Annotated in this window: 20 protein-coding genes and 1 tRNA gene; 11 read left to right on the top strand and 10 right to left on the bottom strand. The window is 66.4% G+C overall.

From position 1 onward, the window contains the following. Positions 1 to 5: 5 nt before the first annotated feature. Positions 6 to 1493, bottom strand: coding sequence for an ATPase domain-containing protein (locus LuPra_RS25245; RefSeq protein WP_110173326.1), 1488 nt, complete (start codon positions 1491 to 1493; stop codon positions 6 to 8). Then, a complete protein-coding gene (locus LuPra_RS25240; protein ID WP_157899647.1) occupies positions 1490 to 3385 on the bottom strand; it encodes an ATP-binding protein in 1896 nt (631 codons plus the stop codon). The genes LuPra_RS25245 and LuPra_RS25240 overlap by 4 nt, the downstream gene beginning before the upstream one ends. An 86-nt stretch (positions 3386 to 3471) precedes the next feature. Here LuPra_RS25240 and LuPra_RS25235 point away from each other — a divergent pair, with 86 nt between their 5' ends. The 3 genes from LuPra_RS25235 (at position 3472) to glf (ending at position 6777) form a co-directional block, all read left to right on the top strand. Beyond that, positions 3472 to 4167, top strand: coding sequence for a response regulator (locus LuPra_RS25235; RefSeq protein WP_157899646.1), 696 nt, complete (start codon positions 3472 to 3474; stop codon positions 4165 to 4167). A gap of 269 nt (positions 4168 to 4436) precedes the next feature. Continuing rightward, positions 4437 to 5624: a glycosyltransferase family 1 protein gene (locus LuPra_RS25230; RefSeq protein WP_234800545.1), complete on the top strand. Its 1188-nt coding sequence runs from the start codon at positions 4437 to 4439 to the stop codon at positions 5622 to 5624. Between the two features lie 10 nt (positions 5625 to 5634). After that, entirely contained in the window at positions 5635 to 6777 is a 1143-nt protein-coding gene (gene glf / locus LuPra_RS25225) for a UDP-galactopyranose mutase (RefSeq protein ID WP_110173322.1), read from the top strand. A gap of 59 nt (positions 6778 to 6836) precedes the next feature. Here the strand turns inward: glf and LuPra_RS25220 are convergent, their stop codons facing one another. Beyond that, positions 6837 to 7931, bottom strand: coding sequence for a glycoside hydrolase family 1 protein (locus LuPra_RS25220; protein ID WP_110173321.1), 1095 nt, complete (start codon positions 7929 to 7931; stop codon positions 6837 to 6839). A gap of 159 nt (positions 7932 to 8090) precedes the next feature. On the opposite strand from LuPra_RS25220, the gene LuPra_RS25215 reads away from it, so the two are divergent. Together LuPra_RS25215 and LuPra_RS25210 are read left to right on the top strand one after the other, a co-directional pair. Further along, a complete protein-coding gene (locus LuPra_RS25215; RefSeq protein ID WP_110173320.1) occupies positions 8091 to 8486 on the top strand; it encodes a response regulator transcription factor in 396 nt (131 codons plus the stop codon). Then, complete coding sequence (locus tag LuPra_RS25210) at positions 8470 to 10251, top strand: glycoside hydrolase family 2 protein (protein WP_110173319.1); 1782 nt, start codon at positions 8470 to 8472, stop codon at positions 10249 to 10251. Before LuPra_RS25215 ends, LuPra_RS25210 begins: the two co-directional genes overlap by 17 nt. Before the next feature lie 338 nt (positions 10252 to 10589). Here the strand turns inward: LuPra_RS25210 and LuPra_RS32275 are convergent, their stop codons facing one another. After that, entirely contained in the window at positions 10590 to 10817 is a 228-nt protein-coding gene (locus tag LuPra_RS32275; RefSeq protein ID WP_157899645.1) for a hypothetical protein, read from the bottom strand. 49 nt (positions 10818 to 10866) lie between these two features. On the opposite strand from LuPra_RS32275, the gene LuPra_RS25200 reads away from it, so the two are divergent. After that, positions 10867 to 11250, top strand: a complete 384-nt coding sequence (locus LuPra_RS25200; RefSeq protein ID WP_110173317.1) for a hypothetical protein — start codon at positions 10867 to 10869, stop codon at positions 11248 to 11250. Between the two features lie 224 nt (positions 11251 to 11474). Here LuPra_RS25200 and LuPra_RS25195 read toward each other — a convergent pair whose 3' ends face one another. The 3 genes from LuPra_RS25195 to secG form a co-directional block, all read right to left on the bottom strand. Further along, complete coding sequence (locus tag LuPra_RS25195) at positions 11475 to 11759, bottom strand: hypothetical protein (protein ID WP_110173316.1); 285 nt, start codon at positions 11757 to 11759, stop codon at positions 11475 to 11477. Between the two features lie 651 nt (positions 11760 to 12410). Beyond that, a tRNA-Leu gene (locus LuPra_RS25190) sits at positions 12411 to 12497 on the bottom strand. Between the two features lie 110 nt (positions 12498 to 12607). Further along, positions 12608 to 13084, bottom strand: a complete 477-nt coding sequence (gene secG / locus LuPra_RS25185) for a preprotein translocase subunit SecG (RefSeq protein WP_110173315.1) — start codon at positions 13082 to 13084, stop codon at positions 12608 to 12610. A 50-nt stretch (positions 13085 to 13134) separates the two neighbouring features. On the opposite strand from secG, the gene LuPra_RS25180 reads away from it, so the two are divergent. Then, entirely contained in the window at positions 13135 to 14862 is a 1728-nt protein-coding gene (locus LuPra_RS25180; RefSeq protein WP_157899644.1) for a hypothetical protein, read from the top strand. A gap of 31 nt (positions 14863 to 14893) precedes the next feature. Here the strand turns inward: LuPra_RS25180 and tpiA are convergent, their stop codons facing one another. The 3 genes from tpiA to gap form a co-directional block, all read right to left on the bottom strand. After that, positions 14894 to 15649: a triose-phosphate isomerase gene (tpiA, locus tag LuPra_RS25175; protein WP_110173313.1), complete on the bottom strand. Its 756-nt coding sequence runs from the start codon at positions 15647 to 15649 to the stop codon at positions 14894 to 14896. Between the two features lie 251 nt (positions 15650 to 15900). Continuing rightward, positions 15901 to 17088 (bottom strand): phosphoglycerate kinase, encoded by a 1188-nt coding sequence (locus LuPra_RS25170; protein ID WP_110173312.1) that lies wholly within the window; start codon positions 17086 to 17088, stop codon positions 15901 to 15903. A gap of 1 nt (position 17089) precedes the next feature. After that, the gene (gap, locus tag LuPra_RS25165; RefSeq protein WP_110173311.1) at positions 17090 to 18097 is read right to left on the bottom strand and encodes a type I glyceraldehyde-3-phosphate dehydrogenase; all 1008 of its coding nucleotides are present in this window, start codon (positions 18095 to 18097) and stop codon (positions 17090 to 17092) included. A gap of 182 nt (positions 18098 to 18279) precedes the next feature. Here gap and LuPra_RS25160 point away from each other — a divergent pair, with 182 nt between their 5' ends. The 4 genes from LuPra_RS25160 to waaF are packed head-to-tail and all read left to right on the top strand — an operon-like array spanning position 18280 to position 22623. Further along, complete coding sequence (locus LuPra_RS25160) at positions 18280 to 19590, top strand: 3-deoxy-D-manno-octulosonic acid transferase (RefSeq protein WP_110173310.1); 1311 nt, start codon at positions 18280 to 18282, stop codon at positions 19588 to 19590. After that, positions 19587 to 20621, top strand: a complete 1035-nt coding sequence (lpxK, locus tag LuPra_RS25155; RefSeq protein ID WP_110173309.1) for a tetraacyldisaccharide 4'-kinase — start codon at positions 19587 to 19589, stop codon at positions 20619 to 20621. Before LuPra_RS25160 ends, lpxK begins: the two co-directional genes overlap by 4 nt. Then, positions 20618 to 21574, top strand: coding sequence for a lysophospholipid acyltransferase family protein (locus LuPra_RS25150; protein ID WP_157899643.1), 957 nt, complete (start codon positions 20618 to 20620; stop codon positions 21572 to 21574). The genes lpxK and LuPra_RS25150 overlap by 4 nt, the downstream gene beginning before the upstream one ends. Then, positions 21571 to 22623 carry a lipopolysaccharide heptosyltransferase II gene (waaF, locus tag LuPra_RS25145; RefSeq protein WP_110173307.1) on the top strand — a complete coding sequence of 351 codons (1053 nt, stop codon included), beginning with the start codon at positions 21571 to 21573 and terminating at the stop codon, positions 22621 to 22623. Before LuPra_RS25150 ends, waaF begins: the two co-directional genes overlap by 4 nt. Positions 22624 to 22637 lie beyond the last annotated feature (14 nt).

Here is a 22637-nt window from a genome sequence, read left to right as displayed (position 1 = left end):
CGTTCCTACGTCCGGTCCGGTGTCGGCGGTTCGCTATGAGCAAGGCCCCCGCCCGACATCAAGTGCGAGGCGTGCGCGAACGTATCCAGGAGATCGATCCCATCATCCGTGATCCTGATCTCGCGCATCTTTGGGTCGTAATCGTCATCTCTTACCTTCAAGATGGCGAGTGCACGCAGTATCGCCGCGCGGTGCTCGACGTGGCGGAGCAGAATGATGTTCTGCGTGGCTGCCGACAGCCCATTGATCGGCACATGGATGGCGCTTTCGAATAGGCCGCGGGTCTCGGTCGTGTAAAGCGTCGTCACCTGCCTGCGCTCCAACTCCTGCGCGATCGCGCCGTAGACGTCCGACAGGCGCTCGGGTAGATCGGTCGCGCGTTCGAACCCCTGCATCCCGTCAATGACGATACGCTGTGGGTCGAGCGTGCGAACCGCCTCGAAAAGGTTGTCGCCGATCTCGTCGATCACTCCCTCGATGGGCCGCTGCCACATGACGCGCGCGAGTCCCTTGTCGACCCCCTCCTTGATGCCGTTGATGCCAATCCGCTGGCACTTCGCGAGGATCGCGTCTGGGTGCTCGAAGAACCCGAAGAACAAACCACGTTCGCCTCGCCTCACACCTTCGGCGAGAAACTGCATGCCAAACACGGTTTTGCCGCTGCCTGACGACCCGAGCAACATGGTGATCGAGCCGCTGCGTACACCACCGCGCAACATCCTGTCGAGCTCTGGAACACCAAATGCCACTTTCGCACCTGAGGCAACACGTGCCTCCGTGACCGGAGCAGCACTGAGTCGCGTCTCCAGGCGGGGACGCACCTCCAATCCCCGGTCGGAGATACGAACTGAATGCAGTCCTCGCACAGGATTGCTGCCGCGCAGCTTGAGAACGCGGATGTGGCGAAGCGGGCGCAGCTCCGACAATTCATCGGTCAGGTGGAGCACCCCGTCCACCATGGTGTGCTCCGGAAAGAAGCCGCTCTTTCGCTCCGCGTTGGTCAGGAGAACGACTACGCATCGCGCGAGGTCGGCCAGTATTTGCAGGTCGTGTAGGAACTTCCTGAACTCACGGTCCGACGACGCTGTTTCCGCGGCGGACACGAGACCGTCGATGATGGCCAGCCCTGCAGACTTCTTCGCCACGATGCCACGAACCAGTGTGACCAGCCCACCCAGGCCTTCCGCTTCGAGCGTGCTGAAGCCACCCACGTAGTACACGGAGTCGGGGATGCGTGTCTCGTCGAAGAACTGCATGCGGCGCAAATGGCCGAACATTCGCGAGTGCGACTCGGCAAGCAGGGTAATGTAGACAGCCCGCCCACCCTCGGACGCGTGATGAAAACACAGCTGGTTGGCCAAGATCGTCTTGCCAGCACCCGGAGGCCCCTGGACGATGTAGACGCCGGCTTCCAACAGCCCACCTTCAAGGATGCGGTCGAGACCTGCGATCCCTGTTGGACGTCGCCTTTGCCCCGTGGATTGGTCGTTCACGCGGTCACCTCATGGCGCTGGTCCCTCTGCGGACGTCGGGGAAGCGTGACAGCAAATGCGGCACCGCCGCCAACCATACTGTCGACAGTGATTGAGCCTCCCATCGCCGCACACACGTTGCGCACCACCCACAAGCCGATTCCGAACCCTCCACTGCGCCTCGCGTCCGGGCCGCGCTCGAACCGTTCAAAGATCACGTCTTGCTTGTCTTGCGGGATTCCGATCCCATGATCTCGGACGGTCAGAATCGCGGTGTCCTCATCGGCGTCCACGGTGACATGGATGGCACGACCCGCGCCGAAGCGAATCGCATTGGACACCAGATTTCGGCAGATCTGATCCAGGCGCAAGCGGTCCCACCATCCGGTCACGGTGGCCGGCATGATCGCCCTGATTTCGCAACGGGCGACGGCGCATTCGGCCTCGAAGGATGCGAGAACGTCGCGAACACATTCCACCAAGTCGACGTTGTCGGGTTCCAGATCGATGCGCCCGCTGGAGAGTCGGGAGACGTCGAGGAGACGATCGAGCGTCTCGAGCAGACGGTGGAGGCGCTGCTCGATTCGTCGCAGTTGCTGGCGCGCCCAGTCAGCCGAAACCGACTCACCGGCTCGGTCCATCTGCTCAGCACGGTCGATCGACAACCGCACCTGAAACATCAGGGGCGCGATCGGATTGCGCAGTTCGTGCGCCACAGTGGCGATGAACTCGTCGCGGGCGGCCACCGCTCGTTGCAATTCCTGAAGGCGGTCAACCGATCGCGGTGCCAGCAGGCTTCCCCGTAGCCCACCGTGTTCGAATTCGGTGGAATCACCGCACGACGGCAACGGCGTCGATGTGATGTCAAACGGATCGCTGTCGGTCAAGCGAAGCGGTACGCGGGCAAGAATGGTCGTGCCGCCGCCTGCGGTAGGCTCGATGTCCAGTGTGCCACCCACGACGGTTGCGCGCTCGCGCATACTGAGAAGGCCAATCATCGTGCTCGAGGCCGCCGAAGCCTCGCAGCCGATGCCGTCGTCTTCCACGAGCAACGACATCGTCGAGCCTCGCTGTTCGAGAACGACCCCGACGGAACGAGCGTGCGCGTGTTTCGCGACATTGTTGAGCGCTTCCTGCGCGATCCGATAGAGCGTGGCCTCGATCTCCGGGGCGATGCGGTCTTCGGCCACGCCTTCGGCGTGGAATCGCGCTGGAACATCTGCATGTCGCGCCCACTCGCTGACGTAATTTTCCAGGACCGCCTTCAATCCGAGATCATCAAGCGCGGCGGGCCGCAGTTCCCACGACAGGAAGTCGATGTCGCGATCGAGGTGCGAGAGCAATGCATCAGCCTGGGTGAGCATTGCTTGCGCGGTGGGCAGAGCGGTTGTGGCATGGCGTAGTGCTTCGATTTGCAGGCGTAAGGAGGTGAGCTGCTGACCAAGGTGGTCGTGGAGGTCTCGCGCGATCCGCCGTCGTTCCGCCTCCTGAGCAATGACCAGGCGCCGCAGCAGGCCGAGGCGCGCTTCTTCCGAGTACTTGAGCTGGTCGCTGTCCGCGACCGAGTCTCGCGTGTCCGCATGCGGGCGAGCGTCCACCAGGTGAACGTGACCCACGACCGAGGTCGTGTCTCTCAGTTCGAGGGTGCGATACCTTCCTTCGAACCGCGTGCCATTCCGCCGTGCAAACCATCGAAGGGGCGCGCCACCACTTCCTGTGTCACTGCTGCAATTCTTCGAAGAGGTGTCGAGGGCAAACAGCGTGCTCAGGTGACGACCGATGGCGTCTTCGACCGACTCGTCAAACAGCGCCGCAGCCTCGTGGCTCCAGGAATCGATCCGACCGTCCGCGTTGGTCGTGAACGCGGCGGCCATGCCGGCGTCGACGGTAGAGGCAAGATCGTCTGATATCACTGTCGTATCTCAGCCATGTAGCTGTGCCAGTACAGTTTGATCTTCGTGGCGAAACGACCCAGACTGGAAGAGTCAGGAGGGCTTCCGTGAACCAACCGTTGCGCATTGTGTTGGTCGAGGATCACGCGACGGTTCGCGCGGGTCTGCGCCTGTTGATTGACAGTCAACCCGATTTGGCGGTCGTCGGCGAAGCCAGCAACGGCGACGATGCCATACGTTGCGCGCAACGTGACGGCGTCGATGTCGTCATCATGGACTTGTCGATGCCGGGAACCAGCGGTCTTTTCGCCGCGCGTGCGTTGCGCGAAAGCCGCCCTGCAGTGAAGGTGGTCGTCCTCACTCGCCACGCCGATCAGACCTATCTCCAGGAGCTCCTGCGCGCGGGCGTTTCCGGGTACGTGCTGAAACAGAGTCCCCACGACGAGTTGTTGCACGCCATCCGTGCGGCCGCCGGCGGTGGGCAGTACATCGACTCGGCCCTCATGCGACACGTGGCGGCGCCTTTTCTGTCCTCTGGTCAGCGCCAACGCCAGCCGGGAGCGGCTTCGGTGACTGACCGCGAACTGACGGTGCTGCGTTTGAGTGCGCAGGGACATAGCAACAAGGAGATCGCGCAGCAGTTGGACGTTGTAGTCAAGACCGTCGAAGTGCACAAGGCCAACGGCATGCGCAAACTCCGCCTCCACGGGAGAATCGAGCTGCTGCAGTTCGCCGTGCTGCAGGGTTGGCTGGGCGACTCCTATCAGCATGACACAGCAGGCATCACGGGCCCATTGGGGTGATCCCTAATCGGTCCATGCCGTTCAACCCAATATCCTGAATCGTCCGACCGTGCCATCGTGATCTCCGCGTGACCGCCATTGCGTGGCGCACCGGAGGGACATGGATTCATGGCGATGTGTGCGGGAGGGTTCGGATACATACGTAGGGCGTTCGCCAACGCTCGCGTAGTCCGGCAGTCGACATACGTGACCGGACAACCGCTTTTGGAGGAGCGCGCCTCGATCCGTCATCACCGCGTAGCGGCACACGAGTTGTATAGGGGAGTGGCATGAGCAACTCCGGGGAAGCCATGTCCGACCTCATTTGCTTCTCGCATCTGCGATGGCACTTCGTGTGGCAGCGCCCTCAACACTTGCTGAGCCGCGCGTCGCAGGACCGCCGTGTGTGGTTTGTCGAGGAGCCGCAGACTGCCGAAGGCGAGCCGCGACTCGAGATTGTTCCCGTCAATCCGCAGCTCTCGGTCGTGACACCGCAACTGCCGTTGCGACTCGACGAGGCGGCACAACGCCTGGCATTGCAGGGGTTGATGGAGTCCTGGTGGCGTACGCGGGCTTTTGACATGCCGCTCACCTGGTACTACACGCCCATGGCGTGGGCGTTCTCCAGCACACTGCCTGCAGGCGTCGTGGTGTACGACTGCATGGACGAACTGTCGCTGTTTCAGGGTGCTCCGCCCGCACTCCGCGCCTTGGAGCAGCAACTGCTTGCGCGGGCCGACCTCGTCTTCACCGGCGGCCGAAGCCTCTACGAGGCCAAGAAGCACCAGCACAAGTCGGTGCATGCCTTTCCCAGCAGCGTGGACGTCGGCCATTTCGCTGCGGCGCGTCATTGGCGCGGTGCACGTCCGCTGGATCAGGATGGCGTGCCACGCCCACGCATCGGATTCTTCGGCGTGATTGATGAACGGCTCGACATCGGCCTGCTGCGCGGCCTCGCGGCAGTGCGACCTGACTACCACTTCGTGATGCTGGGGCCGACCGCCAAGGTCGATCCCGCGTCGTTGCCGTCTGCACCCAATGTCCACTACCTCGGCATGAAAGGCTATGACGAGCTTCCTGCGTATCTGGCGGGGTGGGACGTCGCCATGCTGCCGTTCGCGCGGAACGACGCGACGCGGTTCATCAGCCCGACCAAGACGCCCGAGTACCTGGCCGCTGGGCGTCCGGTCGTGTCCACCTCCATCGCCGACGTGGTGGAGCCGTACGGCGAGCGGGGCTTCGTGCGGATCGCTGACGATCCGTGGACCTTCGCCCGCGCCATCGACAATGCGCTTGCAGACGGCCCCGAGCGACTGCAGCGGGTTGATACGTTCCTCTCGACGATGTCTTGGGACCGGACGTGGCAGGGCATGCAGGCCTTAATCGAGATGGCATCGCGACCGGTCGCGCCAACGGGGCGTCCGGGCTCCACCCACGCAGGCCCGACTGACCCTGTGTTTGCCGGCCCAGCCGCATAAAGAAAGACTCATGGCCTTCGACTACTTGATTGTCGGCGCGGGATTCGCGGGCAGCGTGCTGGCCGAGCGCCTGGCGCGCGTCGCGGACAAGCGCGTCCTGCTCATCGACAAGCGGTCGCACATCGGCGGCAACGCGTACGACCACTACGACGACGCCGGTGTTCACGTGCACCGGTACGGTCCGCACATCTTTCACACCAATGCGCGGGAGGTGTTCGACTATCTCTCGCGGTTCACGGAGTGGCGGCCCTACGAGCATCGCGTGCGCGCGTCGGTGGACGGGCAGCTCCTGCCTATCCCCATCAACCTCGATACGGTGAACCGCCTGTACGGACTCAACCTCAGTTCGCCCGAGGTGGAAGGGTTCTTCAGCGCTGCCGCGGAACGTTGCGACAAGATCACGACCTCGGAGGACGTGATCGTGAACCGCGTCGGTCGTGAACTGTACGAGAAGTTCTTCCGCAACTACACCCGCAAGCAGTGGGGGATGGACCCCTCGGAACTTGACGCGCAGGTCACGGCCCGAGTACCGGTGCGGACCAATCGCGATGATCGCTATTTCACCGACACGTACCAGGCGATGCCGCGCGCTGGTTATACGCGGATGTTCGAGCGGATGCTGGCGCATCGCAACATCAAGGTGATGCTGAATACATCGTATGCAGAAATCGCGGACGAAATCTCCTACGGTGAGCTCATCTACACTGGTCCGATCGATGAGTTCTTCGGTTATCGCTACGGCAAACTTCCCTATCGCTCGCTGCGGTTCCAGTTCGAGACCATCGAGACGCCGCAGGCCCAGCCAGTCGCCGTGATCAACTACCCGAACCATCATCCGTACACGCGCACCACCGAGTTCAAGCACCTGACGGGACAGGTCCATCCCAAGACCACCATCGTGTACGAGTACCCGCAGGCTGAAGGCGACCCGTACTACCCGGTGCCGAAGCCCGAAAACGCGCTTCTCTACCAGCAGTACAAGGCACTGGCGGACGCCGCGGTCAGTGTGCACTTCGTGGGTCGCCTGGCCACCTACAAGTACTACAACATGGACCAGGTCACCGCGCAGGCGCTGACACTGTTCGCCAAGCTGGCCAGTGTCCCGCGGGCCGAACGCGCGGCGCTGCCGGAAGCAGAGGGAGCGGTCGCCTAGGCGGGGGGGGCGATGAGGCATCCACCCGCGCTCAGCGCGACGCACAGAGCGGCTCGCGACTACTTGCACCCAACGGTGGCCAGTCGCAGCTGACTCCGCCCCAGGGCGGCCGCGTATGGTTCGTTGAGTACCCGCCGAAGGGTGCCGTCCGCCTCACGCGCGAGGTCCCACAACCCACTGTTATGCCAGTGCGTGGAATCCTCCCACTCGAAGCGATCGAGGATGGGGTAGAGGCAGATGCCCTCGATAGGCACCCCCGCGTGGAGTGCCAACACCACTTCCTCCGTCATTTCGCGAATCCATTCGCTCCGTCCCTCGCCGACGTGGCTCGTCTCGCCGACCACCATCGGGCGACGGTACCGGCGGTACGCGTCCTGGACCAACGCGTGAAAGGGTACCCACCGCGGGTCTCGTGGCAGCACGTGCCAGAGCAGACGGACGTTGCCCGGCTCCTCCCATTCGTTGTCGTGATAGAAGTTCACGCCGATCACGTCGAGATATCGGCTCGCGCCCCCGAGGTACGGATCTCTCTGGCCGACCAGCATGTCCCACGCTTCGAACTGGGCCTCCCGCGCCGCCTCGGCCTGACCTTCCCAGTCGAGCCGCCCCCGCGGCGGCACGATATGAATGAGCGGCTCGACCGAGACGAACCGTGCGTCTGGACTGACCGCGCGAATGGCGTCGACCGCCGCAATCCACGCGCGCACCAACTGCCGTTTCATCTCGGGACCACGACCGATCAGGTATGGGTGGAACCACCCGACCTCGGCGGCTGCCCACGCGTAAAACGAGATTTCGTTGATCGGCGTGTAAAAGGGCGTCCCAATGGTGCGCGAGGCCAGGAAGCGCGCGACCGCGCCCGCGTAACTCGCGAAGCGAACCGCGAAGTCAGGGGCCATGGTGTCCACGTGCGGGGGGACGCCGTAGTGAAGAAGATCCCACACGACCTGAACGCGCTGGGCGTGTGCGGCAGCGGCGTAAGGCTGCACGGAGGAGAAGTCGAACACACCCGGTGACGGTTCGACCAGATGCCAGCGGATGGTATCGCGGACGGTGCTGATGTTCACGCTGGCGAGTCGTGCGTAGTCGTCCTGCACGAAGTGGTCGTGCTGCGTCGCCGCCAGCATGTCGAGACGGACGCCCTGACGCGTCATCTGACATGAGGACTCAAAACCGGCCCACCAAAAGGACTGAAAGAGGGAAGGTGACACAGGTCTGCTTATTGCAACAAGCCTTCCACAACCTTTCCTTGGCGCGGTCTGGGTCGCACCCGTCCCGTTGCAGAACCAACATAGAACATTGCGAGACCGACCATGCCGATAGCCGTGGGATTGTTAATGGATCATGACGCTCACGGTCGACAAGCGCTGGCCGCGGGCCTTCGTCGCCGGGGAATGCAGATCATCGAGGCGGGCACGGCAACCGAGGCTTTCGAATTGGCTCAGTTCGGGCGGCTGCAGTTTGTGGTAGCTAATAGCGACAGACATCCAGACGCAATCAACTTGTGCCGGGATCTCCGCGCATCAACCGCTACTGCAGCGCTTTTCATCCTGCTGTTGAGCAGTGAAGCAGGGCAGGCAGAGGCAGTAGCTACCGCCGGTGCGACCATGCTCATGGCCAAGCCGGTCTCCGCGGAGGCCATAGCTGCAACCATCCACCGAATGCTTCCCAACCTTGCCAACGACATCGTTGATGGTCACCGCCTCTGAGCACCAGGTGGATGCACACGACTATCCGCGACCGCAATTACGTCGCGCTCCGTGGCGGCGGCTGGACGGACTCTGGGAGTTCGCCGCCGACCAGGGCGGGACGTGGCAGGATCCGACGGCAGTCACTTGGCACGGCTCGATACGGGTCCCGTTCGCTCCCGAAACCGCGGCTAGCGGCATTGCGCACGTGGGTTACGTGAGGAACTGCTGGTACCGCCGCACGCTCGAGCCATGGGACGCGGATGGTGGGCGCATCCTCCTTCATTTCGGGGCCGTGGACTACCGAGCCGCGGTATGGGTCGACGGTGTGCTGGTTGCAACCCATGAAGGCGGCTACACGCCCTTCCATTGCGACATCACGACGCACATGGGAGGCGGCCAACCGGTCACGCTCGTCGTGCGCGCGGAGGATGATCCCCTTGACCTCGCCAAGCCACGAGGCAAGCAGGATTGGCTGCCCCAGCCGCACTCGATCTGGTATCCGCGTACCACCGGCATCTGGCAGTCCGTGTGGATGGAACGCGTACCCGCGACGTGGCTCGCACGACTGCGCTGGACGCCGAGCCTCCTCGACTGGGCATTGCAGCTGGAGTGCTGGTTCGCGGGAGCCGTGACCGAACCCATGCACCTCGATGTGACGATACGTGCCGGCGATCGCTTGCTTGCCGCCGACTCGTACGGGCTGACAGGTGACGAGCTGTCGAGACGAATTGGCTTCTCCGATCCCGGTATTGACGACTCACGCAATGAACTCCTGTGGAGCCCCGAGCATCCGCAATTGCTCGACGTCCGTCTCGAACTGAAGGCCGATACGGGCGAGATTATCGACACGGTGTGCAGCTACACCGCTCTGCGGGAGGTGTCCGTCAGTGCTGACCGCTTCGTCCTGAACGGTCGCCCATACTACCTTCGTATGGTCCTTGATCAGGGCTACTGGCCAGCGTCAGGCAGCACCGCACCCGACGACGAGGCCCTGCGGCAGGACGTGGCCCTGGCCAAGGCGATGGGCTTCAATGGCGTCCGCAAGCACCAGAAGATCGAAGACCCTCGATATCTGTACTGGGCCGATCGTCTGGGGTTGCTGGTCTGGGAGGAGATGCCCAGCGCCTACCGATTCACGTCCTCGTCAGTTCAACGCCTCACAGAGGAGTGGTTCGAAGTGCTTGCGCGTGACCGCAGCCACCCCTGCATCGTCGCGTGGGTCCCGTTCAACGAATCGTGGGGCGTGCCGAATCTGCCCGACAATGCCGCCCACCGGCATTACGTGCATGCGCTCTATCACCTCACGCGCACGCTGGACCCTCACCGGCCCGTCGTCGGGAATGACGGCTGGGAAAGCAGTGCGACCGACATCATCGGCATCCACGACTACGACCCGAACCCCGAGCGAATCCGCGCACGCTATTACTCGGACGACGTGGTTCCGGGCCTCTTCCGCAAGGAGCAGCCCGGTGGGCGCGTCCTCGTGTTGGAGGGGCACGCAAACCTCGAGCATCCGATTGTTCTCACCGAGTTCGGCGGTATAGCCTGCTCAGGCGATCCGACCACATGGGGCTACTCGCGATGCGACAACGGCGAGGCTCTGCAATCGGCCTATTCAATCCTGTTGCAGACCGTACAGGAGTCGCGCATCTTTGCCGGGTTCTGCTACACGCAGTTTGCCGATACCTATCAGGAGGCCAACGGACTGCTTCGCGCGGACCGGACCCCGAAATTCCCGTTAGCCGACATGTACCGAGCGACTCGGGGTCTTTCGGTGCCCTGAAGACACCCGGGCGCCGCTGAGGCTTACGCCGGAGCGACCTCTCTACGGGTTTTTCCTCTACCCTTTCCGGCTTTTAACGTCACCCACGTGTCGGCATGCAGGCGCGGTTCACTTCTTGCTTTGGGCACAGGCATATGCAAGCGCCTTGGCTCGCCGTGGACAGCCGGCCGAGGAGTCGCTCGCACGGCCTGACCCATTGCACGACGACGGAGGAAAAGCATGAAGCGCACATTCCACTTTGTGACCGCATTTACCGTGGCGGCAAGCATGACGGCCCTGGCTCAACAGCAGGGTGCATCGACCTCGTCCCCGACCGCAGGGGCTGAGCCTTCCAAAGCTCAACAAACCACGCTGCAAGGGTGCCTCCAGTCGGGCACGAGCACGAGCTCGACGAGCAGCCAAGGCACGTCCCCGAGCAGTGCCGCGTCCACTACCAGTAGCACCGGAAGCACGGCGACAGGCAGCACCAGCACGGGCAGCACCGGAGCGGCCGGCAGCACCGGCGCGACCGCAGGGACCCAGGGCGCCACCGCGCAGAGCGGACAGGACGCGGGCGCTGGTCGCACCGCTGGATATGCAGCCTCGGCTGGGGCTGGCGGTGGGTACATCTTGCGCGTGAGCGGAGCAGGCCAGCAGGGAGGCAAGGTCTATCACCTGATGGCTGATACCTCGACAGACTTGTCCAAGCACGTCGGTCACGAAATCGAGGTCACAGGCTCGCTGACGTCGACTTCCGCACGCAGCTCCGGAACGTCGCAGTCGGGCGCGACTGGTGGCACAGCGACGACCGGCGCCGGCGCCACCGGTGGCGGCAGTGGCAGCAGCGGGTACGCCGGCCCTGGTACGTCCGGCAGCGGGAGCACGGGTAGCGGCGCAGCTGGCGGTGCGGCCGGTGCTCCGGGCGGCACGGCCAGCATGGGTGCCACGGCCTCGCAAACAGGGCTTGCCGGCACGCTGCGCGTAGCCAATCTGAAGATGATCGCCTCGACCTGTAAGTAGCGCGGCGCGGGAATACGAAAAGGCCGTCCCGAGATGCTGGGACGGCCTTCATTCGCGCCGGCGCTCCAAGACCTGCCTGCGAAGATGTCCTCGCTACCGAGATCGGCCGCTGGAGATCAGGGGCTATACATCACAAACCGCCGAAGCGGGCTGGCCAGCGCTGTCGCGCGAGGCAATCATGGAGACTCTGGCGTTGTACGCACACACTCACGAAACGACGCCGATCAATCTCCACCACTTGAAGGGACACGACCAGCGCGTCTCGCACGGAAGCGCAGGTTGTACGGTGACGCTCGGCGCATCGCCAGTTCGGCGAGATCCCTGAGCTGCGCTTCGTCCTGACCGGCAAGAGTACGCGGTGTGGCAGACGAGCCGGTCGGTGTGCCCGTGTCCTCGAGCACGTCAGTCTGGTGCGCGAGATGAATGAAACCAGCGGGCACGTCTTCCAGCGGCAGATCGCGCGTGAGGTCGGCACGGGCTCCGCTGGCGCTTGCTCGGTCTTGGCCCATGGTGTTCCTCGCAGGTCTTGGGAGAAGCCCGCGTCTGGACGTGCAAGTTTGTTGCCGCCACGGCCTCGATTGCTCTGAACTTCACGGGTAGGCGCCGGTGGGGGTAGCCGGCTTCTTATGCCGCGCTCGATGCGGTCTCGCGAGAACGCACAGACTCTGGGACCAGGTCCGTTGCGGCGCCAGTGGAGTCTTCATGGGGCCCGCATCGACTACGTATGCAGCGCAATCCTGCGTGCAGCGCGCACTCGAGCGGCGAGAGCAGCATCAGGCCGCGCCCGCGGCTCGATCGGCGGTGCATCGCATCCTGGACAAACTTGCGTGGTCCGCGCTCGGGCGGCCGCTCTCGAGCACGAGATCGACCGCGACGAGGACCGCGTCGAGGCCGAGACCCGCGGGCGAAGCGCTTCGAGCAGATGCGTACCAGAGACGCGGCTCCTCGCGGCCGCCGGGCCTCACCCGCTGGGGCACACACTACCTCAACATCCAGGGCCGCAGCCTGCACCTGGCCATGCAGCAGATGGAGGAGCATCGCGCCGCCCGGGCACGCGTTGCACAACCGTTGCACATGGACCCATGTCCAGCGTCTGAGGCGGGACATGGACCGCGAGGCGAGGCCGCCTCGGAGTCCAGCGATTGCAACGGGTTAGATGATGGTGCGGAAGAGGGGACTCGAACCCCTACGAGATTGCTCCCGCCAGCCCCTCAAGCTGGTGCGTCTGCCAATTCCGCCACTTCCGCGTGCGGTAGTTGTCGTTCGCTTGCCGTCCCCTGCAAGGTCGACAGAACCACGGACTATAGCAGGTCCGCGTGTTCGAGGGAAGCCGACCGGCCGTCGCCGGAGTGCGGCCTTACTGCTTCTTCGGCTCGCTGCCGGCTGCCGGCGCCTTGGCCTGCTCGGGGGCCGGGGCGACCGTCGCCGGGGCATCCGACTTGGGTGCCGCCGCGCCTGCGGCCGGCACGCCAGGCGCCGGGGCCACGGGCGTCTGCGTCGGCGCCGGGTTGGTCGTCGCCGAGGGGTTCGTCGGAGCCTTGGGTAGCGTCTTGGGCAAAGCCGGGGCCGCGCCAGGCACGCCGCTCATGACCGAGCTCGGCCCGCGCGTGCCGACGATGGCAAGGCCGAGCGCGCCCACCATGAACAAGCCCCCGAGGATTGCCGAGGCCTTCGACAGGACCGTCGCGCCCTGGCGAGCGCCGAATGCGGCCGAACCACCGCCGCCGCCAAATGCCGCGGCAATGTCGCCACCCTTGCCCTGCTGCAGCAGGACCGCCAGCAGCAAGAGCATACAGACGACCACGTAGATGGTGACAATGAGCCAGTACAGCATAACGACCCAGTATACAACGGCCTCCACGCAGCGTGCTACTCTCCGGCCGCGTGCCCGAACCGCGCCTGCCGCCGCTCACCCGATCGCAGGCCGCGCTGACTGCCCTCTTCCTGGTCATGGTCGCGCTGGCGACGTGGGCCGCCGACGTGCGTGCGGCCCGCGGCAGCGATCCCTTCGGCACCCTCCTGACGTCCAGGGCGATGGCCCTGCACGGCACCGTGCGGCTCGACGCGCTGGGCGTGTCGCACCTCGACCAGCGCCTCGGCTATCGCATGTTCGAGCGCGGCGGGCACCAGTACTACGTCTACCCGCTCGGCACGTCGCTTCTCGCCACGCCGTGGGTCGCACTCGCTCACGCCTTCGGCGCCGACGTTGTCGATCCAGACACCGAAGTCCGCATCCAGCACCGCCTCGTGGTGGCGTGCGCCGTCCTCACGGCCTGGCTGCTGTTGCGGATCGGCCGCCGCCTGCTGCCATTTGGCCCGGCGCTGGCCTGCACGGTGGTGTTCTGGGGCGGCACGTCGCTCGCGAGCGTCGCCGGGGCAGCGCTCTGGTCCCACACGGCGGCCATCCTGCTGGCTCTGGTGGCCATCGATCTCGTGACGGCCGCCGAGGTCGCTGGCGCGCGCCTCCGCTGGGCGTGGCTGGGCGTGACGTTGTTTGCCGCGTATCTCTGTCGGCCGACGATGGCGGTCTTCGCGATGGCCACCCTAGGGTGGGTGGCTTGGCGCGACCGTCGTGCGGCCATGTCGGCCGGAACCGTCGGCGCGACACTGCTCGCGCTGTTTGCCATCTTCAGCTGGCGCGAGTTCGGTGAACTGCTGCCGCCGTACTACCGCATGGGGATGTCGGGCGGCGCGTTCACGGCCACGGGGCTCGCCGGGCTGCTCGTCAGCCCGTCGCGCGGCTGGCTGGTGTTCTCGCCAGTGTTGCTCGGTGTGTGGGCCACCTGGTCGCTGTCCCGGCGCGAGTGGCCGCTCGGCCCCGGCTGGCTGCTGGTGGCGCTCCTCTGGCCGCTCACGCTGGTCGCGGCGCTGTCCCGGTGGGAGATGTGGTGGGGCGGCGGCTGCTTCGGGCCCCGGCTGCTCGCCGACGCCCTGCCGGGCGTCTTCCTGCTGACGCTGCGCGCCTGGCCGGTGCGCCGGCCGCGCGGCGCGGCCTGGATCGGCGTGGCGGTGCTGGCGACGACGGCGCTCTTCTCGGGATGGGTGCACGTCGCACAGGGACTGTACAACCCCTGGGTGCAGCACTGGAACGTCGAGCCGTCGATCGACACCGATTCGTGGACGCGTTTCGACTGGCGGTTCCCGCAATTCCTGCACAGCGCGCCGCGGCACCGCGCTCGTCTGGTCGCGTACTTCGAGCGCCATCCCCCGACAGGCGAACTGCCGCTCGTGCGACTCGAGGCCGCCCTGGGGCCCGACAACGAGGTCTTCGACGCGGTGGGCTTCGACCGCATGCGCGACGAGGGACGGTGGACCCTCCTGCAGGTCGCCGAACTGCGCTTCGCGGCCATGCCTCGCGTCTCGCCGCTGTCGGACGTGTCGGTGTCGTTCGGGACGAACGGTCGGCAGGCGTTGCGGATCGAACTGAACGAAGTGGTGTTGTTCGAGCACACGTTCGATACGGCGATGTCGATGGTGACGCTGCCGCTGCCCGCCGGCAGCGTGCGCGACGGCGTGAATCGGCTGCGATTCGTGACGCCCGACGCGCGGCGCCGCGGGCGCGGCGACGCACGGCACTACGGGATCGTCGTGAAGAGCGTGATGTTCCGGTAGGATCCCGCTCGTCAGCAGGCCATCGCGGCCGCTAGCGCGCCGCCGAGGCGATGGTGAAGAACCCGTGCGGGTCCAGGCTCGCGCCGCCGACGAGCGCGCCGTCGACATCGGGTTGCTGCAGGATGGCGCGGGCGTTGTCGGGCTTGACGCTGCCGCCGTAGAGGATCTGGCACTTGTCGGCGGCGTCTGCGCCGAGCCAGGCGCGCAGACGGCCGCGGATGTGCGCATGGGCTTCCTGCGCCTGTTCGGGGGTCGCGTTCCGGCCGGTGCCGATTGCCCAGACCGGTTCGTAGGCGATGACCATCTGGGCGAACTGCTCGCCCGAGACGCCATCGATCACGGCCTTCAGCTGCGTATCGAGCACCTCGAACGTCCGTGAAGCCTCGCGTTCTTCGAGGGTCTCGCCGACACACGCAATCGGCGCCAGGCCGGCGGCGTAGGCCGCGTGGATCTTCCGTGTCACGTCCGCGTCCGTGTCGCCGAAGACGCGGCGCCGTTCCGAGTGGCCGAGGATGACCAGTTCGGCCCCCGCTTCCTTCAGCATCGGCGCGCTGACGGCACCTGTGAAAGCCCCGTCCTTCTCCCAGTGGCAGTCCTGTCCGGCGGTCGCGATGCCCGAGTTGCGCAGCGCATCCGCGACACCGTGCACGGCCGTGAACGGGGGCGCGATCACGAGCTCCACCGTGGTCAGGTCCTTGGCCAGCGCGCGGAACACCTTCGCGTAGGCCACGGCTTCCGCGGCCCCCTTGAACATCTTCCAGTTACCGGCGACGAGAGGAGTGCGCATGAGAAATCAGTCCAAGGGACAAGGGAGAACGAACAAGTCAGAAGGTAATCAAGGGACAAGCGACAAGGGACGAAGCAACAAGCCGAACAAGCACCAGGCAACACTGTACTCGTCGACCGACGAGGTCAACGGGAGTGCGAGACGGGAAGTCGCGGACGGGGCCGTGCCGTGTGCCTTGAGCCTTCAGCCCTGTCCCTTGTCCCTTGACGCCCTTGTGACTTCTTCCCCGTCCCTTGTCCCTTGTTCAGGTGCTATTTCTCTGGCAACACCGCAACTCCCGGCAGCGTCCTGCCCCCCAGGAACTCGAGGCTTGCGCCCCCGCCGGTGGAGATGTGACTGATCCGGTCGGTCACACCAGCTTTGTGGACGGCGGAGATCGAGTCGCCGCCGCCGATGATCGTGATGCCTTCCACGTTCGCGACAGCTTGCGCCACGGTGTTGGTGCCGTTGGCGAATGCGGGGATCTCGAACACGCCCATCGGGCCGTTCCAGACCACCGTCTTCGCATTGCGGATGATCTCGGCATACCGGGCGGCCGTCTTCGGGCCGATGTCCAGGCCCATGCGGGCGCCGATCGCGGCGTCGTCGACGGCGAGCGTCTCCGAGGGCACGTCTGCCGACAGCGCCTCGGCCACCACGTGATCTTCGGGCAACGCCAGCGTCAGGCCGCGCGCGTCGGCCTGCGCCTTCAGGTGGCGCGCGGTGTCGACGAGGTCGGCCTCCACGAGCGACTTGCCGACGTCGAGGCCGGCCGCCTTGAGGAACGTGTAGGCCATGGCGCCGCCAATGACGAGCGCGTCGACCTTGGGGAGCAGGTTCTGGATGACCTCGAGCTTGTCGCTGACCTTGGCGCCGCCGAGCACGGCCACGAACGGCCGCTCGGGGTCGCTGAGCGCCTTGCCCATATAGGCCACTTCATTGGCCATCAGCAGCCCTGCGGCCGCCTCGGGCACGAACGCAACGATGCCTTCCGTTGACGCGTGCGCGCGGTGCGCCGAGCCGAACGCGTCGTTCACGTAGACGTCGGCAAGCGCGGCCAGCTGCTTCGCGAACGCGGGATCGTTGGCCTCTTCCTCGGCGTGAAAGCGCAGGTTCTCGAGCAACACCACGCCCGGGGCGCCCGCCTTCGCCACCGCGTCGGCCGCCGGTGCACCGACGCAATCGGACGCGAAGCCGACCGGCTGCCCGAGGAGCGCCGACAGCCGATCGGCGACCGGCTGCAGTGTGAACTCCGGGTTCGGCTTGCCCTTCGGCCGGCCGAGGTGCGACGCCAGGATCACGGTCGCGCCCTGTTCGAGCGCGTACCGGATGGTCGGCAGCGACGACTGGATCCGCGTATCGTCGGTGATCTGCCCGTTCTTGATCGGCACGTTGAAGTCGACGCGGATGAACACCCGCCGCCCCTTCAGATCCAGATCCGTGATGGAACGCTTGGCCATCCTACAGGCCCTTGCCCGCCATGTAGTTCAGGAGATCCACACAGCGGCTGCTGTAGCCCCACTCGTTGTCGTACCAGCTCAGCACCTTCACGAAGTCGCCGTCCATCACCTTCGTGTACGCCGAGTCGATGATCGAGCTGTTCGGGTTCTTGCGGAAGTCGATCGACACCAGTGGGGCGTCCTCGACCGCGAGGATGCCCTTGAGCGGGCCGGCGGCGGCCGCCCTGAACGCCGCGTTCACTTCGTCGGCAGTCGTCTTCTTGCCGACGATCACCGCGAGGTCGACCACCGAGACGTTCGGCGTCGGCACGCGCATCGAGATGCCGTCCAGCTTGCCCTTCAGCGCAGGCATCACCTCGCCCATCGCCTTGGCCGCGCCGGTCGTGGTCGGGATCATCGACAGCGCGGCCGCACGGGCCCGGCGCATGTCCTTGTGCGGCAGGTCGAGCAACTGCTGGTCGTTGGTGTAGCTGTGGATGGTCGTCATCCAGCCCTTGACGATGCCGAACTGCTCGTGCAGCACCTTGGCAAACGGCGCGAGACAGTTGGTCGTGCACGACGCGTTGGACACGATCACGTGCTTGGCCGGGTCGTAGGTCTCGTGGTTGACACCCATCAGCAGCGTCGCGTCGGGGCCGGTGGCCGGCGCCGTGATGATCACCCGCTTGGCGCCCGCCGCGAGGTGCTTGGCCGCATCGTCGCGCTTGGTGAAGATGCCGGTGCCCTCGAACACGACCTCGACGCCGAGGTCCTTCCACGGCAGTTGCGCCGGGTCCTTCTGCGCGAGCACCTGGAACTTGTCGCCGTTGACGCTGATCCAGCCGTCGCCCGACTCCACCGTGGCGTCGAGGTTGCCGAGGATCGAGTCGTACTTGAGCAGGTGCGCGAGCGTCCTGGTGTCGGTCAGATCGTTCACCGCCACGAAGTCCAGCTTCCCGGTGCCCATCGCGGCGCGCATGATGTTGCGCCCGATGCGCCCGAAGCCGTTGATGCCAACCTTGATGCCCATGGAGGTTCCTCCCACGCGGTCGCAGACCTGCGGATGATGACGACGGAAATGAAGTGTTCCCGGAACTCACGGTCGCGTACGCGGCGCCGGCCGGATGACACGACCGAGCATGGTAGTACGAGTGAGCCGGTTCGATATACTCCACACAGCCGCCTCGTCCTCGCCGGGCCCTTCCCAGTTCCATGTATTTTCTCTACAGCCTGCTCGCCGCGTCAGCCCTGGTGGCCTCGGCGCCCTGGGTGGCCTGGCAGGCCCTGCGCCACGGGAAATACCGGCATCGCTGGCAGGAGCGTTTCGGCGTGCTGCCCGCGGAACTGGGCGGCACTGCGGCCCCCACGCTCTGGTTGCACGCGGTGTCGGTCGGGGAAGTCCTGAGCGCGGCCCCCCTGGTCGCCGCCATCCGCCGGGACCACCCCGATTGGCGCGTGGTCGTCTCCACGACCACGCGCACCGGCCGCGACATGGCCGAGGTCCGCCTGTCGGACACGGCCGGGGTGTTCTACTTCCCCCTCGATTTCGCGTGGATCGTACGGCGGGTCCTGCGCAGCCTGCGCCCGAGCGTCCTGGTCATCGTCGAGACCGAGATCTGGCCGAACCTGGTGCGCCTCTGCCGAGCCGAGGGCATCGGCGTCCTGCTCGTGAACGCGCGGATCTCCGACCGCAGCTACCCGAGGTACCGGCTCCTCGGTCGCCTGCTCGGGACGGTGCTTGGGCAGTTCGACCGCCTGTGCACGCAATCGGAAGCCACGGCCGACCGGCTTCGGACCCTCGGCGCACCCAACGACCGCGTGATCGTGACCGGCAGCCTGAAGTACGACGTGCCCGCGGACGCGCCGCGCGGCATCGCCGACGTTGGCGCCCGTCTCGATGGCGCTCCCGTGCTGCTCGCAGCGAGTACGCTGAAGGGCGAGGACGAGATCCTGCTCGACACCTTTCGTGAGCTGCGTGCGAGCACCCCGGATGCTCGGCTGGTGCTGGCGCCTCGGCATCCCGAGCGCTTCGACGGAGTGACCGCGCTCGCCGAACGGACCGGCCTGCGCGTGGTGCGGCGGTCGGCGCTCGCCGGTAAACCGGAGGCGCCCTTCGACGTGCTCGTCCTCGACACGATCGGCGAGCTCGCGGCGCTCTGCGCGCACGCGACCGTCGTCTTTGTCGGCGGCAGCCTGGTGCCCGCCGGCGGGCACAACATCCTCGAGCCCGCGCGCTACGCCCGGCCGATCGTCGTCGGTCCGTCGATGTCGAACTTTGCCGATATCGCCCGCAGCTTCCTGGATGCCGGTGCCCTCGTGCAGGCGCAGGACGCGACCGAGGCGCGACGAGAATTGCTTGCGCTTTTCGTCGATGCACCGCGCCGGCAACGACTCGGCGAGGCGGCGCGTGGCGTCCTCGACCGGCATCGCGGCGCCGTCGATCGCACCATGGCGGAGATCGCTGCCGTGATGGGCCCGCGGGCGAGAGCATTGCGGTCGGCGACCGCCGGGGTCGTTCGATGAGCGACCAGCCGTGGAGTTTCCCGATGCTGCGCGCGGCCGCCCGTCTCTACGGGCACGGCGCGAATCTGCGTCGCGAACTGCGCCGCCGGACGCCGATCCGTCTCGATCGCCCCGTGGTGAGCGTGGGCAACCTCGCGGTGGGCGGCCGCAACAAGACACCGGTCGTGGCGGCGATCGCGCGCATGCTGCATGGGTGGGGCGAGCGGCCGTCCGTGCTCAGTCGCGGCTACCGGCGCGAGTCGCCGTCACGCGACGTCGTCGTCGTCCGCGACGCCGACCACATGCGCGCGACGCTGGCCGAGAGCGGCGACGAGCCGTTCATGCTCGCGCGCGAGTTGCCAGGGTGCTGTGTGCTCGTGCACTCGCGGCGCACTCGTGCCGGCCAGCTCGCGGAGCAGGAACTCCACTGCACCGTACACGTCCTCGACGATGGGTTCCAGCACGTGCAGCTGGCACGCGATGCGAACCTGGTGTTGCTCACCCTCGATGACGTGCTGCATGGTGAGGTGCTGCCGGCGGGCCGCCTGCGCGAGCCGCTGCATGCGCTCGAACACGCCGACGCGCTGCTGGCGGTGGACACGACTGCCGCGCGGTTGCGGATGGCGCTCGGGCGATCGGCCGACGTGCCGATCTTCGAGGCGCGGCGGCATCACGGCCCGGCGCGAGCCCTTTCGGGCACGATGGATTTTTCACGAGTGCACGAGGAACCGGTCCTGCTCGTCACCGCGGTCGCCGAACCGGCACGCGTCGCCGAGGATCTGCGCGCTACGGGCTGGAGGCTCGCCGACGTGATGACCTTTCGCGACCACCACCGCTACCGTGGCGACGATGCGCGGCAGATTGCGGCGCGTGCGCGCGCAGTCGGCGCCTCCGCTGTCGTCACGACCGCCAAGGATGCCGTCAAGCTCGAACGGCACCTGCCGATCGACGTGCCGGTCGCGGTGGTGCCACTCGAGGTCGTGATCGAGCCCGTCGACGAGTTCGCGTCATGGCTGCGCGCCCGCCTGTCGCTCGACCCGGAGGGCGCGTGAGCGGCTCGTCTCCGAATCTCTCGCGACGGCACCGACTCGAGTACGCGGCGTTGATGGGAGTGACGCGGGTGGTGCGCGCCCTGCCGCGGTCGGTGGTCACGCGCCTCGGACACGGGATCGGCTGGCTGGCGTATCGCGTCGACGGCAGGCATCGGCGGATCACCCTGGACAACCTGGCTGCGACGTTTCCGGAGCGATCGGTGCAGGAGCGCACGCGAATCGCCAAGCAGGTGTTCGCCCACTTCGGCCGCAAGCTCGTCGAATTCCTCTGGTTCACCGGTCTGCCGGCGGACCGCCAGATGGCACTTGTCGAGTTCGTCGGCGCCGAGCACGTCGACGCGGCGCGCGCCACCGGCAAGGGCGTGCTGCTGGTCACGGGCCACTTCGGATTCTGGGAACTGCATGCGATCGCCCACGGACGGCGCGTGGGGCCGATGGCCGTGGTCGCCCGCGCGATGGACAATCCCCTCATCGACAAGCTGTTGACCGAACTGCGCAGCGGCACCGGCAACTTCGTCATCGACCGCAAGGGCGGGTTGCGCCGCATCATGCGCGCGCTCAACGCCAACCAGTCCGTCGCCGTGCTCATGGATCAGCACATCCTTACCGCTGACGCCGTGAAGGTCGACTTCCTCGGGCGTCCTGCAGCGACGACGTCGGCGGTGGCGGTGCTGGCCATGCGGACCGGCGCGACGATCATCCCGGCGTTCTCGTTGCCGCTGAACGACGGCCGCTATCGCCTGATCTACGAGCGCCCGATTGCGTTGCCGGCCGAGGAGTCGCCCGATGCGGTGCGCGACGTCACCCAGCGGTGCACCAAGGTGCTCGAGAAGTACGTGCGCGCCCACCCCGAACGCTGGCTGTGGATGCATCGCCGCTGGCGTGAGGACGTGCGGACCACGGAGTCGCCGTCGCTCGCGGTGGACGACCCGCCGGGGGAAGCCGAGGCGTGAACGCGCCGCGTCGTGTGGTGGTGCGTGGGCCGAATTGGCTCGGCGACCTCGTGTTGGCCGCGCCAGCGATCAGGGCGATCGGGGACGCATGGCCGGAGGCCAGCATCGAGGTGGCCGTGCCGGCGGCGCTGGCGCCGATTGTGCCGCTCCTGGATCCGCGTACGAGCGCCGTTCCACTCGAGGGGCGCACGGGCCTGGCCGCGATCGGCCGGCACGCGACGCAGTTGGCGGCCGGCGCCTACGACCTCGCCGTGTTGTTCACCAATTCGTTCGGATCGGCGCTGGCGATGCGCCGGGCTGGCGTGCCCGAGCGATGGGGATACCGCCGTGACGGCCGCGGGATGCTGTTGACGCGCGCCATCCGCGTCCGACACACGCGACGCGAGTCGCGCCACCACGCCGATTACTACGCGGCGCTCGTCGAGGCGCTTGGCGTGCCTCGCCCGACTCTTGCCCTGCATGCGATCTTGCCACAGAGGGCAAGAGACGAGGCCGTCGCGTTGCTGCGGGCGGGCGGATGGGACGGCAGCGCCGCTCTGTTGGCCTGTGCGCCCGGTGCTGCATACGGCTCGGCCAAGCAATGGCCTGCGCGCCACGTCGCGTCTGTCGCGTCAGCGTGGATCGGCGAGGGTGGACTCGTTGTGATCGTGGGAGCCGGTCCCGATCGGCCGGCCGCCGCCGCGGTGCTCGCCGGCGTGCCTGCGTCGTCGCGCGGCGCAATCGTCGACCTGACGGGACGGACGTCGTTGCTGGCACTCGCGGGGGTGCTGGGCCTGGCGGGACGGGTGCTCGCGAACGACTCGGGGGCGATGCATCTCGCGGCAGCGCTCGGCACGCCGACGGTGTCCGTGTTCGGACCCACCCGCGAATGGGCGACCGCGCCGCTCGGCCCGCACCGCATCCTGACGCACGAGGTGTGGTGTCGTCCCTGCATGCTGCGCGAGTGCCCGCTCGACCACCGCTGCATGACCGCCGTCACGCCCGATCGCGTCATCGAGGCGCTGCGCGACGTTGCGCCACCTCAGGGTGAATGCGTAAAGCGTGAGTGACCGTCGAGCAAGCT

The organism is Luteitalea pratensis, assembly GCF_001618865.1.
In the GTDB taxonomy this organism is placed as follows: domain Bacteria; phylum Acidobacteriota; class Vicinamibacteria; order Vicinamibacterales; family Vicinamibacteraceae; genus Luteitalea; species Luteitalea pratensis.
The sequence above is the reverse complement of the archived record's forward strand: the minus strand, read 5'-3'. Positions and strand labels throughout refer to the sequence as shown.